Source organism: Sphingobium sp. KKT206 (genome assembly GCF_055640555.1).
Map to the genome: position 1 here is coordinate 1,589,615 of NZ_CM145764.1, position 15,207 is coordinate 1,604,821.

The window sequence follows — 15,207 nt, forward strand, 5'->3', positions numbered from 1 at the left end:
GCCATGATGGCCAACAAATTTGCGATCATCACCGGAGCGTCGACAGGCATCGGATTAGAACTCGCAAAGCTTGCGGCAAAAGACGGCTACGATCTTCTCGTGGCTGCCGACACGCCGTTCGTCAATGCCTCGGCGGCCCTCCACAATCTGGGCGTGTCTGTCCAGACGCTCGAAGTGGACCTTGCGACAATCGAAGGGGTTGATCGGTTACTCGCGGCGGCAACCAGTCGTCCCGTCGATCTTCTCTGCGCCAATGCTGGCCATGGGTTGGGTCGTGCGTTCCTGGATCAGGATGTGACCGAATGGCGACATGTGATCGACACGAATGTCACTGGCACACTCTATCTACTCCAAAAAGTCCTACGAGAGATGGTCGCGCGCAACGACGGCAAGATCCTTGTCACAGGTTCAATCGCCGGTTTCATCCCAGGCAGCTTCCAGGCTGTCTATAATGGCACCAAGGCGTTCGTCGATAATTTCACCGACGCGATCCGCAACGAGATTAGGGACACCGCGGGCGTTACACTGACAACGTTGATGCCAGGCCCGGTCGAAACCGAGTTTTTCAAACGTGGCGACATGATGGATACGGCCGTTGGGACCGACGACCATAAGTCCGATCCAGCGGATGTCGCAAAGGACGGTTATGAGGCGATGATGGCCGGCAAGGCGAGCATCGTCTCGGGCTGGAAGAACAAGGTCCAGCAGGCGGTTGCGAATATCATGCCGGCTGAAATGCTTGCCGAGCAGCATCGCAAAATGGCGGAGCCCGGATCAGCTGATAAGAGCTGAAGGCGCTGGCCATCGACCGGCGACCCGCGCTGTGGACGAAGGTTTCGACGCCCTTCCGCGGACCAAGATAGACAATATGAACTCAAATAGATGGCGATTGCCCCATTTGCACACGCCTGGGCGCGAGCATCCGATAGCGACCGCTTTCGACATCCATAGGCCCATTTCCCGTTTTCGAAATCCGTCACCTGTTTTCGGCCGGAGAGACTCGCTTGTCCTTTTCGGCCCCTTCCAGCCTATCCCCTCGTGGCTGGTCCATCCCCCCTTACACCTTGGCTGCGAATTCCGTGGATGATATTGACTGGAAGTCTCGAGACGAATTTGCTGAGCGCCGTATGAAGCGCCATTCGGTTCAGAAATCATCCCGTTCACCTCGATACTTTTACGTTCTGGAATGACATCCTGCGCTTCGCGCGCCAGTATCAGCGAAACGAGGCGGTATCCGACGCTGATGCGATCAATCTGATCATCGAGCTTGAAGACGAGTTAGCTTTGGGAAAATAGGGGGGACGCGCTGTGAGCCTGCGATGGGCTCTTGGGTAGCCGTACGATCGACTGGCCGCCGCCGCAGCGGCACCGAGCCTACAGCTTCGATCGCTTGGCACGCGGTGAATGAGTGGAAACCACCCACTGACTTAGCAGTTCACCATGCGAAAGGACTTAGTTATGCCCCTGAAGCTCAATGGGTCGTGCCGCTGCGGCGAGATTCGCTTTTCCGCCGACAGTCACGCACCGGTACCGTTCATGCGATGCTATTGCTCGATCTGCCGAAAAACCGCAGGCGGAGGCGGATACGCAATCAACCTTCACGCCAACAAGCGGACGTTGACGATCGAGGGCGAGACTGCCGTGTTTAACGCCGAGCTGGACGACGGACATGGCGGATGCCGGCTCAGCACGGGTGAGCGGCATTATTGCCCCGCCTGCGCAAGTGCGCTCTGGGTGTTTAGTCCGGAGTATCCCGATCTCTTCCACCCGTTCGCGTCGGCCATCGACAGCGAGCTGCCGAAAGCTCCATCGAGCGTCCACATGATGCTCTCGTCGAAGGCATCCTGGGTTCAGCCCGAGATCGGCCCCGACGACCAGTGCTACGACGAATATCCGGAGAACGCGCTTGAGGATTGGCACCGCGCGCATGGTTTGTGGATCGAGTAGCTTTCCAGAGGAACGACCCACCGATTGTGCAAATCGCGACGAGGCGGGAACAGATGACTTCGGCGCTTACGTATGCGCCTTTGGCGATGCGTATAGGCAAGCGGTCGTCCGGCTCCGCGGTGCCGACCGATAGGAAGTGGCCTTGTTGTGGAGATCAACGGGGCTGGAACCGAATGACGCGCCAAAGGTAGCTGATCACAATTGCAACCATGATCGCGGTGCTGACCGGTCCGAGATAGCGCTCGACCTCGGAGAATTGCGTGCCCAGCAAATAGCCGGCGGCACCCAGCGCCGTGTTCCAGAGCCCTGCGCCGAGGATCGTCAGTCCGATAAAACGTGCAAGCGGCATTGAAAAAATGCCAGCAGGGATGGAGATCAGGGTGCGAAGGCCCGGGATGACATGGGCGGCCGGCAACGCCCAGCTTTGGTGACGGCAGAACCACCGCTCGAGCGAGCCGATATCATCGCCACTCAGGGTAACCCAGCGGCCATGCCGATTGGCCCAATTCCTCAAGCGGGCCTCCCCAAGCCAGCGCGCCACCGTGTACCAGAAGAGCGCTCCGGCGAGCGTGCCGACCGTGCCAGAGAACAGCACCCCGGCAAGGTCGAGCTTACCTTCGCTCGCGGCGAAGCCAGCGAGCGGCATGATGACCTCTGACGGGATCGGAGGAAACAGGTTCTCGAGGAACATCAGCAGCGCGATGCCCACATAACCCAGGCTCTCGACCAGCTGGGTGATCCATTCGGTCATCCGCCCCCTCCACGATTTCCCGCGTTTGCGGCTGCCGCCTCGCCTTCGGCCGGCATGCCGGCGAGCAACGCCACCCCGAGCGCGAAAACGGCAATCACGGCGGCGGAGTCGATGCCCATCCTGAAGATCGTCTTATTGCGATGCTCAAGCAATCCGACCATGAAGATTCCGATCAGTATAGCGCCGAGCAGTGCGGAGATCGTCTCGAATGCGCCCAGCGTGTTCATGACTGGGTCCCCGCTGTAGATGAGATCGCCCAGCGGAAGCAGCGACAGGTTGATGAAGTTGGTTCCCAGAACCTGCCCAAACGCCATTTCCGGCCGTTTGAGCTTGAGCGCCACGATCACGGTCACCAGTTCGGGAAGCGAGGTCGCAGTACCAATCAGCGCGAATCCGACGATCGCGCTCGTGAGACCTAACTGTCCGGCGAGCGCGTCGCCGGTCTGCGACAGTGCGTAGCCGGCCGCAAATAGCAGGGCGCCGTTGTAGAAGACGCGCCACCACAGCGTTCTGACCGGCGTGTCGGGAACGTCCGCATCCTCGGCCTCAACGCTCGGGTCTTCGCTTTCATCAACCGTCCAGGGCGAACGCTCGTCATGGCCCGTGGCGAGCCAGAAGAAGCCGAGGCTGGCCAGTCCGATGACCAGGCTGCCGATGCCGAGTGGCCCGGCCGCCACATCGCCGAGCACGACGAGCGCGGCGATGATAATCAATATGATCATCCCAAGCGCGCCCATCATCATTGTCGATGGTTGCGCGACGATCGAGGTGACCGCGCGGCGTCCGACGATCGCATCGGCAACCGCGAGCAGCAGGATGTTGATCGCCGCCGAACCGAGCAGATTATTGACCGCCAGCGCCGGGTTACCGATCGCCGAGGCCGTGGTCACGTTCGCGAGTTCGGGCAGCGATGTGATGCCGCCAAGGAGCAGCATGCCGACAAAGACGTGCCCAAGCCCCGTCTTCGTGGCGATCGCGTCGAGCGCGCGCGTCAAGCGCGCGCCGGCGAACCAGATCACCCCAGCCGCGCCTGCGAAGATGAGGAGGTTCACCCAGATCGGGTAAGTTGCGGCATCTGCAAGCGGCATGACATCTTAAACAGGGAGATGGCCGACCCGTTCCCCCCACTGACCTGAGCGATCAGACGATGAAGGCCGGCAGGGCCTGCCAGACAATCGCCACAGTAGACAATCCGAGGCCGCATAAAGCAACGGCGCGCATCCATGCGTCCGTCTGTGTCGGCACATCGCTGCGCAGGGTTTGCCTGAGCAGCAGCGCGCCGGCGACGAGACACGCCAAGGTGACGAGCAAGGCAAGCGCGCGCGCCAACGGCGTCGTCAGGAAGATGCTCGCGATGGTGTATAGCGCGAAGAAGTGCACGGCCCAGAGGATCAGCCCACCGAGCAGGAAGGTCCAGCCGCGCATCGGTTCAGTTTCCGCCGAAGGCGCGGGTGAGCAGCGCGGTCAGCGCGCCCTGGCCCGCCGCATAGACCACCCACAGCACGCACAGGTCGAGGCTGTTGTTACGCGGCCGCACGATCATGCCCCGGCTGTTACGCGCCGAGAGATAGGCGGCCATCAACAGACCGATCGCGGCCAATATGCCCTCGAGCGAGAGGAGCGCATAGATGGTGGCCCCCTGCCCGCTGACATCCGGGCGCAACCCGGACGCGATCCAGCTCCACAGATCGACACCAAAACCCGCCGCAAGTGAAGCCGCAGCGCACAGGAACAGCACACCCGGCGTCCACAGTTCGGTCGCTTCGCGGGCGAGCATATGCCGCGCGAGCAATGCCAGCCCGGCCGCCGCCGCATAGGCCGGCAAAATGCCAGAGAGCCATACCAAACCGGCTGGCGCGACCCAGAAGCGCGGCTGAACCCCGTAGAGATACAGGAAGCTGAACACCGCCATGACGAAGATCATGCCGACGACGACCAGCAGGATGATCATCGCCCACCATCCGTGGCTGCCCGGACCTGTGACATAGGTCGGCAGGCGAATGCCTGCACCGACATCGACCGTTTCCTCCTTCACCAGCCTGTCGGTATCCCACAGCCAACGCAGCACGCACAGAATACCAAGCACCCCACATGCGAAGGAGGGGGCATAGGCCTGCACCGTCAGCAGCAGGAAAAAGCCGGCGGTGAAGACTGCCGCCAGAAACGGCCATACTGATGGCCCTGGCATGATCTGCAGATATTGCGGCTCGGCACGCATTGGGCTGGTGATGATCGTCTCGCGCAGGCCTGTTGCTGAACCGGGCAGGAAGTAGCGTCCCTGCTCCACATTTTCGGCGAGGCCAGGATCGTCCCATAGCGGCTCACGGCTTTTCACCACCGGAATACTGCGCGTGGAATAAAGCCCGGTCGGCAGCCATTCGAGTGTGCCGCCGCCATAGACGTTGCCGGCATCGTCCTGGACGGTGAAGCGGAAGTTGCGGGCAACGTCGATCAGGAACACCAGCACGCCGGCCGCCAGCATGAACGCGCCGACGGTCGAGATCATGTTCGGGATCTCCCAGTCGTGCCCGGGCAGATAAGTATAGACGCGCCGCGGCATGCCCATCAGGCCGGTCAGGTGCATGGGCCAGAAGGTAACCTGCATGCCCACGAACATCAGCCAGAAGGCCCACTTGCCGAGCCGCTCGGACAAGGCGCGGCGGCTCGTCATCGGCGCCCAATAGTAGAAGGCAGCGAACATCGGGAACACCATCCCGCCGATCAGCACATAGTGGAGGTGGGCGACGATGAAATAGCTGTCATGGGCCTGCCAGTCGAACGGCACCATCGCCACCATCACGCCGGTAAGTCCGCCGACGACGAAGGTAATCAAGCCACCGAGCACGAACAGCGTCGGCACGTTGAAACGGGGTTTGCCGACCGCGAAAGTGGCAATCCACGAGAAGACCTGTATCCCCGCGGGTACGCTCACCGCCATGCTCGCAGCCGCGAAGAAGCCGACCGTCAGGTTGGGCATCCCAGTCGTGAACATGTGGTGCGACCAGACGCCAAAGCTGATGAAGCCGGTCGCGAGGAAGGCGAGGACGATCAGATAATGGCCGATCAGCGGAGTCCGCGCCAGCGCAGCGACCATCATCGAGACGAGGCCCGAGGCGGGCAGGAAGATGATGTAGACCTCGGGATGGCCGAAGAACCAGAAGAGGTGCTGCCAGAGCAGCGCGTCACCGCCGCGCGTCGGATCGAAGAAGGGCCAGTTGAAGGCGCGCTCAAGCTCGAGCAGCAACGTGCCGAGGATCACCGACGGGAACCCCACCACGATCATCACGCCGAACACCAGCATCGCCCAGGCATAGACCGGCATCTTGTCGAGGGTCATGCCGGGCGCGCGGGTCCGCAGCACACCGACGATGATCTCGATCGCGCCGGCAATCGCGCTGATCTCGATGAAGCCGATGCCGAGCAGCCAGAAATCGGCGTTGATGCCGGGGGAATAGGTGATGCTCGTGTAGGGCGGGTACATGAACCAGCCGCCATCGGGCGCGAGCCCCACGAACAGCGAGGCGAAGAAGCATAGCCCGCCGACAAAATAAGCCCAGAAGGCATAAGCAGAGAGGCGTGGGAACGGCAGGTCGCGCGCCGCCAGCATCTGGGGCAGCAGCAGCACACCGATCGCTTCGACCATCGGCACGGCAAACAGGAACATCATCACCGTGCCGTGCATGGTGAAAAACTGGTTGTAGGTTTCCTGCGGCAGGATGCCTTGCAATGGCAGCGCCAGCTGCACGCGCATCACCAGGGCGAGAATGCCGGCAAGCAGGAAGAACAGGAAGGCTGTCGCGACGTAGAAAAAGCCGACATAATTGTTGTTGACCGCGGTCAGCAGCGCCCAACCTTTGGGCGCGCACCAGATGCGCTCCAGTTCCTCCAACTCCTCTGGCGGGCGCTTCTCCTTCGTCGGAAAACGGTCGTAGAGCGCCGGATCGAACCCGGTTTCCGACGTCACTTCTGCGCTTCCAGATAGAGGGCAAGCACCTGTAGTTCGGCGGCCGATAGCGTCTTGTAGGGTGGCATGCGATTGCCCGGCTTGATCGACTGGCTGTCGCCGATCCAGCCCATCATCGTGCCGCGATTGTTAGGCAAGATGCCGGCACCCAGCGACCGGCGGGAGCCGACATGGGTGAGGTCGGGCCCGGCGGTGCCGTTGGCATCGGTTCCGGCAATGCGGTGGCAGGCGGCGCATCCAGTCGAACGAAACAGCGCCGCCCCCTGCCCCCCCTCAACCTGCCCCGCCTCAACCTGCCCCGCCTCAACCTGTCCCGCTGGCTGCGGGCGCGACGCGCGACGTGCCGCCATCATGGCCTCGAACGTGGCGGGATCGTGCGCGACAACGACAAACCCCATCAGCGCATGCGGGCCGCCGCAATATTCGGCGCATTGCCCCCCATATACGCCGGGTGCGTCGGCCTGGATCGGCAAGATGTTGCGGCGTCCCGGCACCATATCGAGCTTGCCCGACAGGCGCGGAACCCAGAAGCTATGGATCACGTCGTTGGATTCGAGCTCCAGCACAACCGGGCGTCCGGCCGGAATGTGGAGTTCATTGGCATCGAGCATATAAATGCGGTCCTGGCCGTCGAGATAGGCTACGCGCCACCACCACATCTCTCCGGTTATCCGGACCCGCATAGTGTCCGCAGGTACCGGCGCGGTCAGGTTTCGAGTGAGGGTCAGACCATAAACGAGCAGCAGCGCCAGCACGATGATCGGGAAGCCTATTCCGCCAATCCAGATCGTCTTCGTTCCGCCGATCTTCGCCTTGAGTCGTTCGCTGCCGAATAATGCGACCCACAGCGCGGCGACCACGACCACCAGCACGGCGACGCCCATCGCAACCAGAACCCAAGAAAGCGTCGTGATCGATCCGGCATAGGGTCCAGCCGGATCGAATATGGGGAAGCGGGAGGCATCGAACATATCAGCGCTTGCCCGTCGCATAGAGATAAGCGGCGACATCGCGCGCCTCCGGTGCGCTCAACGGCATCGCCGGCATCGTTGTGCCCGGCAGCGTCGCGGGCGCATTGCGGACATAGGCGGCAAGCAGATCTGGCCGGTTCGGTAGCCTTCCGGCGATGAGCCCTTGTTCCGCGAAGCCCGCCAGCGAAGGACCACTTTCTCCTCGTGGCCAATATAGGCCGGGGACCACGTGACAGGCGCCGCATCCGGCGCGCTTGATCAGGGCCATGCCATGCGCGATATTCGCCTGAGGCATATGATGCACTTCATCGGGTGGTGACGTGCAGCCAGCGGCGAGCAGGAGCGGCAACAGGGCGCGAAATATCTGCAATCATCTCCCTTTTCGCCCACGACTCTCATGTTGCACATCCGGAACCGTTACGGGGCGGCAGCGGTTCCCATCGGTACGATGATTTTACGCCAGCTATCAGCATTCACAATTGTGACGATCTGGCTGTCTGGCTGCGGTCCGGTCGAGCGAGGGGCGGCGGATGGCTTCATCGCGACCGGCGAAATGATAGCGCTGAGCGGCGGCGATGCCGGTGCGCCCAATGCCTGCTTCACCTGTCACGGCCTGGACGGACGCGGGAATGGCGACGGCACGCCGCGCCTCGCTGGCCTCAACCGCGGCTATATGACCGCGCAGCTTGAAGCTTATGCAAGCGGGCGCCGCCAGCATCCTGAAATGACGGCGATTGCTGGCAAGTTGACGCTCATGCAGCAGGACGCTGTCTCCGCTTATTATGCGGCGATGCCGTTCGTGCCGAAGTCCATGGAAGCCGGCCGACCTGCGGACCATACGTCGATCCTCTATCATCGCGGCGATCCCGCACGCGGCCTCGCGTCCTGCGCCTCCTGCCACGGAATGTTAGGTGAAGGCGTCGGCCCAGCCAATCCGCCCCTCGGCGCGCAGCCCGCGGCCTATCTTGCCGAACAGCTCGAACAATGGCGGTCAGCCAAGCGGCGCAACGATCCGCAAAATGTCATGCTGCGCATCAGCCAGGCGCTTTCGCGTCAGGAATCCGAGGCTCTCGCGGCGTATGCCGCAGCGCTCCCCGGGGGTCTTGCGCATCCGGAATCTCCGGGAGCATCCCGCGCAGCACATCGTGGCGATCCCAAAAATGATGCTTCAGCGCTGCCACAACATGCAGCGGAATAACGAGCAGCAGCGTGATGACCAGCATTTGGTGCACGCTCTCCGCTACACCCATCATCTGCCAGCGCAAGGTCAGCGGCATCTGGTCGAACGGCAATTGCGGCCAGGGCACGATCCCGGCGAGATAAAGCGGTCCCGGCTCGGCTATCGACGACCACATGACCCAACCGCTCAAGGGCAGGCCGAAAAAGGCGATGTAGAATATATAATGGATCAGATAGGCGACCCAGGTCTGCCAGCCCTGACTGTCCGCATCATTTTCCGGCCCCGGGATCATCAGCCGCCAACCGAACCGCGCGATGGCGAGAAGGAGTATCGGCAATCCGACCGCGCTGTGTACCTGGTAAGCGTAGAGCTTGTCGCCGCCCGCCGGAAGCCAACTCGTATAATAGCCCCAGCCGAGCTGGACCATCACGAGGAATGCCATCACCCAGTGAAAGGCTATTCCGACCGGCGAATAGCGGCTGCGCTCGGTATGCGTGCGCGCCCAGGCGCGAAGCTGACGGATCATATCGCGAGGGACGCCCTTCGCTCACCCGCGAACCAGCGCGATGCGAGCGCGAGCGCTGCTGCAAGGTAAAGCCCCGTACCGGGCGCCCACATGATCAAACCGGCGAGTTGCTGGTCCTCCAACGGCGTCAAACTCCAGGCAAGCGGGCCGAGGGCATGCGGCGCATAGAGCGGCGTGCCGGTAAAGGTGAGCAGCGCGCCGAGAAGTCCCATTTGCACCATCGTCGCCAGCAGCGCGGCGATCCCCGCCGGGAGCGACGCGTGTCGCACCGCGCGCCACAGAGCCAGCGCGGTCATGAGAAGGCTCGCCTGCATCAACCAGTACACGGCTTCGTTCGACAGCGCCGCCTCATAGGCGGGCGGCGCGTGCCAGATCCAGAAGGTCGCAGCATGGAGTCCAGCCCAAAGAGCCAGCCCGCCAGGAACGCGCCTCGCCGGCAGGGCGGCGGCCAGCAGCGGCGCAACGACCGCGGTCAGCGCCAGATGATGCACTGCGCGCGCCGAAAACAGCGCTGAGGTCAGCGCGCAGAAGGGCGAGACAAGCAGCAGCGCCAGTAGCGCGATCGCTGTCAGGAAATAGCGTCGCTCGGCACTCGTGGTCGGGCCGAACTTCAGAAAGACCGCAACTCCGAGCAGTAGTGCCGCGATGAGCAAGGGATCGAGATTCCACCGCGTAAGCAGCTCGCCCGGGACGGGTGCTGCGCCGCAATAGGGGAGCCAGACGGCGGATTGGTCCAACGCTATGGCCCCCTTGACTGAATTGTGCGCTTGTTACGGAACCGATCGCAGCCGTGTCGGTTCCCTTGCGAAGGGAGAGTCCGATGCCGGACGATATCACCACGCGTCCGCGCAACCGCTCGCTGCTGACAATAATCGTCGGTGCGGTCCTCGCGGCGATCGGACTTGTGCTCGCGATCGGCGGCGCCTGGCTCGCGCTGCTGGGTGGAAGCGTCTTCTATCTGCTGGCGGGCCTCTTCCTCGGTGTCTCCGGCATTCTTCTGATCCGGGGACGCGCACTTGGCGCCCTTGTGTACATCGGCGTCTATCTGTTCTCCATCATCTGGGGCTTCGCCGAGGCCGGCCTGGACGGCTGGGCACTCATTCCCTTCACTGTTGGCCCAACCGTGCTGCTGGTCCTGGTGCTGCTCACGCTGCCCATTCTCCAGCCCCACCGCTGGCATTGGCGCTCCGCACTGGGCCTGTCGGTGGGCGCTGTGCTTGTGCTGGCTCTCGGCGGTTTCGCGATCTCCCTGGTCAACCAGCCTCAGGCGGGTCCCATGCCGGGCCTGATCGCCTCGAGCGTTGCAGATCCCTCGCCGCTTCGGCCCGGCACCGACTGGCCGGCCTATGGTGGCAGCCACGCCGCGCAGCGCTTTTCTCCACTCGCCCAGATCACGCCTGAGAATGTCGGGAAGCTGACCAGGGCCTGGATCTATCACACCGGCGACCTGCCCAAGGGCGATCCCAAAGAGAGCAAATACGGCGCAGAAACGACACCGCTCAAGGTTGGCGACACGCTGTACCTCTGCTCGGCAACCAATATCCTGATCGCGCTCGATCCCGCCACCGGTAAGCAACGCTGGCGCTATGACCCGCAGGTGCCGGACGACTGGATTCCCTATACCGCAGCCTGCCGTGGCGTGACCTATTATGCCATGCCCGGCGCCGAGACGAACAGCGAATGTGCCACACGGATCATCGAAGGCACGCTCGACGGTCGCCTCATCGCGGTCGATGCGCCCACGGGCCGTCCGTGCTCCGGGTTTGGAACGAACGGCGCCGTCGACATCAAGCGCGGCATGGGCGCAGTCGCGCCCGGCATGGTATCGATCACCTCGCCACCCACCATCGTACGCGGGGTGATCGTCACCGGCCATCAGGTGCTCGATGGCCAGCAGCGCAGCGCGCCCTCGGGCGTGATCCAGGGCTATGACGCAGTGACCGGCGCAAAGCGTTGGGCTTGGGATATGGTTAATCCCGACTGGACCGGTGATCCACCGGCAGGACAGGAATATGCTCGCGGCACGCCCAATATGTGGACCATCGCGAGCGGGGACGAAGCACTTGGGCTCGTCTATCTGCCGATGGGCAACTCAGCCGTCGATTATTGGAGCGGCAGCCGTAGCCCGCAGGAGAACGCCTTCTCAACCTCCTTGGTCGCAATGGATGTAACCACCGGCAAGCCGCGCTGGCGGTTTCAGATGGTGCGCCGCGATGTGTGGGACTATGATCTGGGGGCGCAGGCCACGCTGATCGATTTCCCGAGCGGTCGCGGGTCGGTGCCTGCGCTGATCCTGCCGAGCAAGCAAGGTGACATCTATGTCCTGGACCGGCGCACCGGTCGGCCGATCTTTCCTGTGCAGGAACGCACCGTGCCACGGACCGGCGTGGAACCCCAGCTACGCAGCGCGACCCAGCCATCCTCAACCTATCACACGCTGGCCTTCCCGCAGTTAACCGAAGCCGACATGTGGGGCATGTCGCCGATCGACCAGATGATCTGCCGTATCCAGTTCCGCCGCGCCGAATATAGAGGGATGTACACCCCGCCCACGGCCGACAAACGCTTCATCGAGTATCCCGGCTATAACGGCGGGACCGATTGGGGCGGTATCGCGGTCGATCCGGTCCGCAGCGTGATCGTGGCTAACTACAACAACATGCCCAACTACAACCGGCTGGTCCCGCGTGAGGAGGCCGAACGTCTTGGATTTCCGGTACCCCGCAGCGAGGCGCGCGGCGGCGACATGGGCGAAGCGGGCCACGGCTCGCGCGACCCGCAGGCAGGCACGCCATATGCCATTTCGGTGAACCCGGGCTGGCGACTGCCGCTCACCGGATTGCTGTGCAAGCGCCCGCCCTATGGTGGGATCCGTGCCATCGACCTGCGGAGCGGCCGCACGATTTGGGATCGGGCGTTCGGCACGGCGCGGCGCAACGGTCCCTGGGGCATCGCCTCGATGCTGCCGCTCAACATCGGCACGCCCAACAATGGCGGGGCGGTGGTCACGGCGGGTGGATTGGTGTTCATCGCCGCGGCTACCGACAATCTTATTCGTGCGATCGATCTGAAAACGGGCAAGACGGTGTGGCAGGATACGCTTCCGGCGGGCGGGCAGGCCACGCCTATGGTGTACGAGGCCAACGGGAAACAATATCTGGTGATCATGGCCGGCGGCCATCATTTCATGGAAACGCCGATCGGCGATGCGCTGGTTGCCTACGCATTGCCCGAGTGATCCGGATTCTCTGATGACATAGGTTTCGTGTAACGGCATCCCCAAACACCCTCCCCCCTTAGTCGGTTCAGGCATTCAGATCGTGGTTGGTGAATGACCACATTTGCGGATGCCCCGCGCCAGCGATGAAGAACAAAACCGGCCCCTTCCGTTCGCGCCGGCGCACAAAGACGAGTGCGCGGCGGAGGTCGCCGAGGTCGGCGTTTTGGACGGTGGAGGTCCTAACGCTATGTCTCAAGGTCATTTGATGATAAGCTAGCCATGCACCCGCCGAACGTTCCTCAGAAAGCTCGAGCCGCGTGGCGCACTCATATTGGCGTCACGATGTGGCAGGGATCCAAAGCTAGGAACATTATATGCAACCAGATGCAGGACCCGCACGTCCCTTGGCCACAATGGGAAATCTGCTTGACCTTTCCCACGGCGACGGGATTGGGCTGATACTGGAGGCGCTGCCCGAAGCGATCTACCTGACCGATGCCGCCGGCCATATTGTTTTCTACAACGTTGCTGCCGCAGAATTATGGGGCATCAGGCCCGAACTTGGCGAAAGTGCGTTCTGCGGCTCCTGGAAGCTACGCCGGAGCGATGGTTCTGAACTGCGCCACGATGAATGTCCGATGGCGGTGGCGCTTCGAGAGGGCCACGCGATCCGAGGCGTTGAGGCAATCGCCGAGCGGCCCGATGGGAGTCGTGTCCCGTTTCTAGCCTGTCCAACCCCCCTCTTCGATGCGAGCGGAGCACTCATCGGTGGGATCAATATGCTCGTCGATCTTTCAGCGCGGATGGTCGCCGATGAGGCGACGCAGCGGCTCGCTGCGATCGTCGATTCCTCAGAGGATGCCATCCTGGCCAAAAGTCTTGATGGGACAATCACGAACTGGAACCGGGGTGCCGAGCGCCTGTTTGGCTACTCGGCGGAGGAGGCCATCGGAAAACCGATAGGCATGCTCATTCCGGCCGATCGCCACAATGACGAGCCGCATATCTTGGCTCGTATTCGCCTTGGCGAGCGGATTGAACATTATGAAACGGTTCGTCGGCGCAAGGACGGCAGCCTCGTCGAGATTTCGATCTCCGCATCGCCTATCCGGAATCGTGAAGGACGGATCGTTGGAGCGGCAAAGATCGCCCGTGACATCACCGAGCGTCGCCGCTTCGAGGAGCAGCAGCAACTCCTTCTCAGAGAGATGGATCACCGCGTCAAGAATCTGTTCACGCTGGCCTCAGGGATCGTGACGCTCAGCGCACGGGCTGCTGAAAACACCGACGAATTGGTTGCATCTGTCACCGCACGGTTGACCGCGCTTTCACAAGCACATGGCTTGACAGTCAAACGCGAATTGGAGCCCGGCGTTGTTGATGCGGCGCTATCTTTGCATACTTTGCTACGAACGATATTCGCACCGTATGACCAGAATGATTCTGTACTCACCCTTTCCTGCCCTGATATTGAAATCGGGGGAAGTGCCGTCACAAGTATCGCGTTATTAGTGCATGAGTTTGCAACAAATGCTGCGAAACATGGCGCACTATCAATCCCCAGTGGTCGCGTCGCGATTAGCGGCGGCGAGCAGGATGGGCGTTTCAAATTAACCTGGGCGGAGTCGGGAGGGCCAGCAGTTTCAGATCAGAACCATGGTATTGGCTTCGGAACATCACTTTCGGATGCAACCGTTCGGGGACAATTTGGCGGCACCATCCATCGCGAATGGAATGCCGAAGGGCTCACTATAAGATTGGATATTCCGATGGACCGCCTGATCGGATAGCTTCCGACCCGTAATTCGAGTCACCGAATGCCTCTCCAGGCGGGCTGCTACTCTTCAGCTGGCACCGGTACTCTGGCTAGCCAGCGAGGGGCGGCCCGCCTGACGTGAGGGATCTCGAAGTGTCCCCTTGCGCATGAGCAAAGCATCTCGATTGCAAGTTGGTACGGCTCCTTGAGGAAACATTCCGTGGCGCGAAGATTTTACCTCTTTTGGAGAGGACAGCACCATGCCGCTTCGGGCCATTGCGCTTAATTGCACACTCAAGAGCAGTTCCGCCGACGAGACATCATCCACCGATCGTATGATCGAGCTTCTTGGGGGCGCCCTGTTAGAACAGGGTGTCGAACTGGGCGAAGTCATCCGCATAGCTGATCATGACATTAAGCCGGGAGTCACTTCCGACGAGGGACCGGGTGACGCCTGGCCCGAGCTGCGACAACGCATTCTCGCCGCCGACATATTGATCGTGGGAACCCCGGTCTGGCTTGGACAGATGTCGAGCTTGGCCAAACGGGTGGTTGAGCGCATGGACGCATTTCTTGGGGAAACAGATGATTGCGGTCGGATGCCAAGCTATGGGAAGGTGGCTCTGGTCGCCGTTGTCGGCAACGAAGACGGCGCGCATGGAATAAGCGCGCATCTCTATCAGGCCCTGAACGATGTCGGCTGGACGATTCCGGCGTCCGCCCTGGCCTATTGGGTCGGCGAGGCCATGGGCTCAACAGACTTTAAAGACCTGAAGGATGTACCCGAAAAGGTCGCATCAACAGTGAAGCTGGTGGTTTCGAATGCTGCCCATCTTGCGCGGCTTCTTCGGGACTCGCCATATCCAGGGCCCGGCGAATAACAAGCTTAGGT

General features: G+C 62.0%; 13 protein-coding genes and 1 pseudogene. 6 read left to right on the plus strand and 8 right to left on the minus strand.

Annotated features, from left to right (window positions below; all coding sequences use genetic code 11):
- The first annotated feature begins 6 nt into the window (after window positions 1-6).
- Together ACZ2HM_RS07430 and ACZ2HM_RS07435 are read left to right on the plus strand one after the other, a co-directional pair.
- Window positions 7-792, plus strand: a complete 786-nt coding sequence (locus ACZ2HM_RS07430; RefSeq protein ID WP_470426639.1) for an SDR family NAD(P)-dependent oxidoreductase — start codon at window positions 7-9, stop codon at window positions 790-792.
- 666 nt (window positions 793-1,458) lie between these two features.
- Window positions 1,459-1,947: a GFA family protein gene (locus ACZ2HM_RS07435; protein WP_470426640.1), complete on the plus strand. Its 489-nt coding sequence runs from the start codon at window positions 1,459-1,461 to the stop codon at window positions 1,945-1,947.
- Window positions 1,948-2,101: 154 nt separating this feature from the next.
- Here ACZ2HM_RS07435 and ACZ2HM_RS07440 read toward each other — a convergent pair whose 3' ends face one another.
- From ACZ2HM_RS07440 to ACZ2HM_RS07465, 6 genes are read right to left on the minus strand one after another with little or no spacing between them, the layout of a single operon-like run.
- A complete protein-coding gene (locus ACZ2HM_RS07440; RefSeq protein ID WP_470426641.1) occupies window positions 2,102-2,698 on the minus strand; it encodes a DedA family protein in 597 nt (198 codons plus the stop codon).
- Window positions 2,695-3,786: a sodium:calcium antiporter gene (locus tag ACZ2HM_RS07445; protein WP_470426642.1), complete on the minus strand. Its 1,092-nt coding sequence runs from the start codon at window positions 3,784-3,786 to the stop codon at window positions 2,695-2,697. Before ACZ2HM_RS07445 ends, ACZ2HM_RS07440 begins: the two co-directional genes overlap by 4 nt.
- 52 nt (window positions 3,787-3,838) lie before the next feature.
- A complete protein-coding gene (locus ACZ2HM_RS07450) occupies window positions 3,839-4,123 on the minus strand; it encodes a hypothetical protein (RefSeq protein ID WP_470426643.1) in 285 nt (94 codons plus the stop codon).
- Window positions 4,124-4,127: 4 nt separating this feature from the next.
- Window positions 4,128-6,662, minus strand: a complete 2,535-nt coding sequence (locus ACZ2HM_RS07455; protein WP_470426644.1) for a cbb3-type cytochrome c oxidase subunit I — start codon at window positions 6,660-6,662, stop codon at window positions 4,128-4,130.
- Window positions 6,659-7,633, minus strand: coding sequence for a cytochrome c oxidase subunit II (gene coxB / locus ACZ2HM_RS07460; RefSeq protein WP_470426645.1), 975 nt, complete (start codon window positions 7,631-7,633; stop codon window positions 6,659-6,661). Before coxB ends, ACZ2HM_RS07455 begins: the two co-directional genes overlap by 4 nt.
- Before the next feature lies 1 nt (window position 7,634).
- Complete coding sequence (locus tag ACZ2HM_RS07465) at window positions 7,635-8,003, minus strand: c-type cytochrome (protein WP_470426646.1); 369 nt, start codon at window positions 8,001-8,003, stop codon at window positions 7,635-7,637.
- A 183-nt stretch (window positions 8,004-8,186) separates the two neighbouring features.
- Between ACZ2HM_RS07465 and ACZ2HM_RS07470 the strand changes: the two are divergent.
- Window positions 8,187-8,654 (plus strand): annotated as a pseudogene (locus ACZ2HM_RS07470) (c-type cytochrome); the annotation flags it as partial.
- Between the two features lie 13 nt (window positions 8,655-8,667).
- On the opposite strand, the gene ACZ2HM_RS07475 reads toward ACZ2HM_RS07470, so the two are convergent.
- Complete coding sequence (locus ACZ2HM_RS07475) at window positions 8,668-9,339, minus strand: cytochrome b (RefSeq protein ID WP_470426647.1); 672 nt, start codon at window positions 9,337-9,339, stop codon at window positions 8,668-8,670.
- On the minus strand, window positions 9,336-10,076 hold the full coding sequence (locus ACZ2HM_RS07480; RefSeq protein WP_470426648.1) for a cytochrome c oxidase assembly protein: 741 nt from the start codon (window positions 10,074-10,076) through the stop codon (window positions 9,336-9,338). Before ACZ2HM_RS07480 ends, ACZ2HM_RS07475 begins: the two co-directional genes overlap by 4 nt.
- Before the next feature lie 83 nt (window positions 10,077-10,159).
- On the opposite strand from ACZ2HM_RS07480, the gene ACZ2HM_RS07485 reads away from it, so the two are divergent.
- The 3 genes from ACZ2HM_RS07485 to ACZ2HM_RS07495 all read left to right on the plus strand — a co-directional run bounded on the left by ACZ2HM_RS07485 (window position 10,160) and on the right by ACZ2HM_RS07495 (window position 15,196).
- Window positions 10,160-12,577 carry a membrane-bound PQQ-dependent dehydrogenase, glucose/quinate/shikimate family gene (locus ACZ2HM_RS07485; RefSeq protein ID WP_470426649.1) on the plus strand — a complete coding sequence of 806 codons (2,418 nt, stop codon included), beginning with the start codon at window positions 10,160-10,162 and terminating at the stop codon, window positions 12,575-12,577.
- A 356-nt stretch (window positions 12,578-12,933) separates the two neighbouring features.
- The gene (locus ACZ2HM_RS07490; protein ID WP_470426650.1) at window positions 12,934-14,349 is read left to right on the plus strand and encodes a PAS domain S-box protein; all 1,416 of its coding nucleotides are present in this window, start codon (window positions 12,934-12,936) and stop codon (window positions 14,347-14,349) included.
- Between the two features lie 226 nt (window positions 14,350-14,575).
- Window positions 14,576-15,196, plus strand: a complete 621-nt coding sequence (locus tag ACZ2HM_RS07495; protein ID WP_470426651.1) for a flavodoxin family protein — start codon at window positions 14,576-14,578, stop codon at window positions 15,194-15,196.
- The last annotated feature ends 11 nt before the right edge of the window (window positions 15,197-15,207 follow it).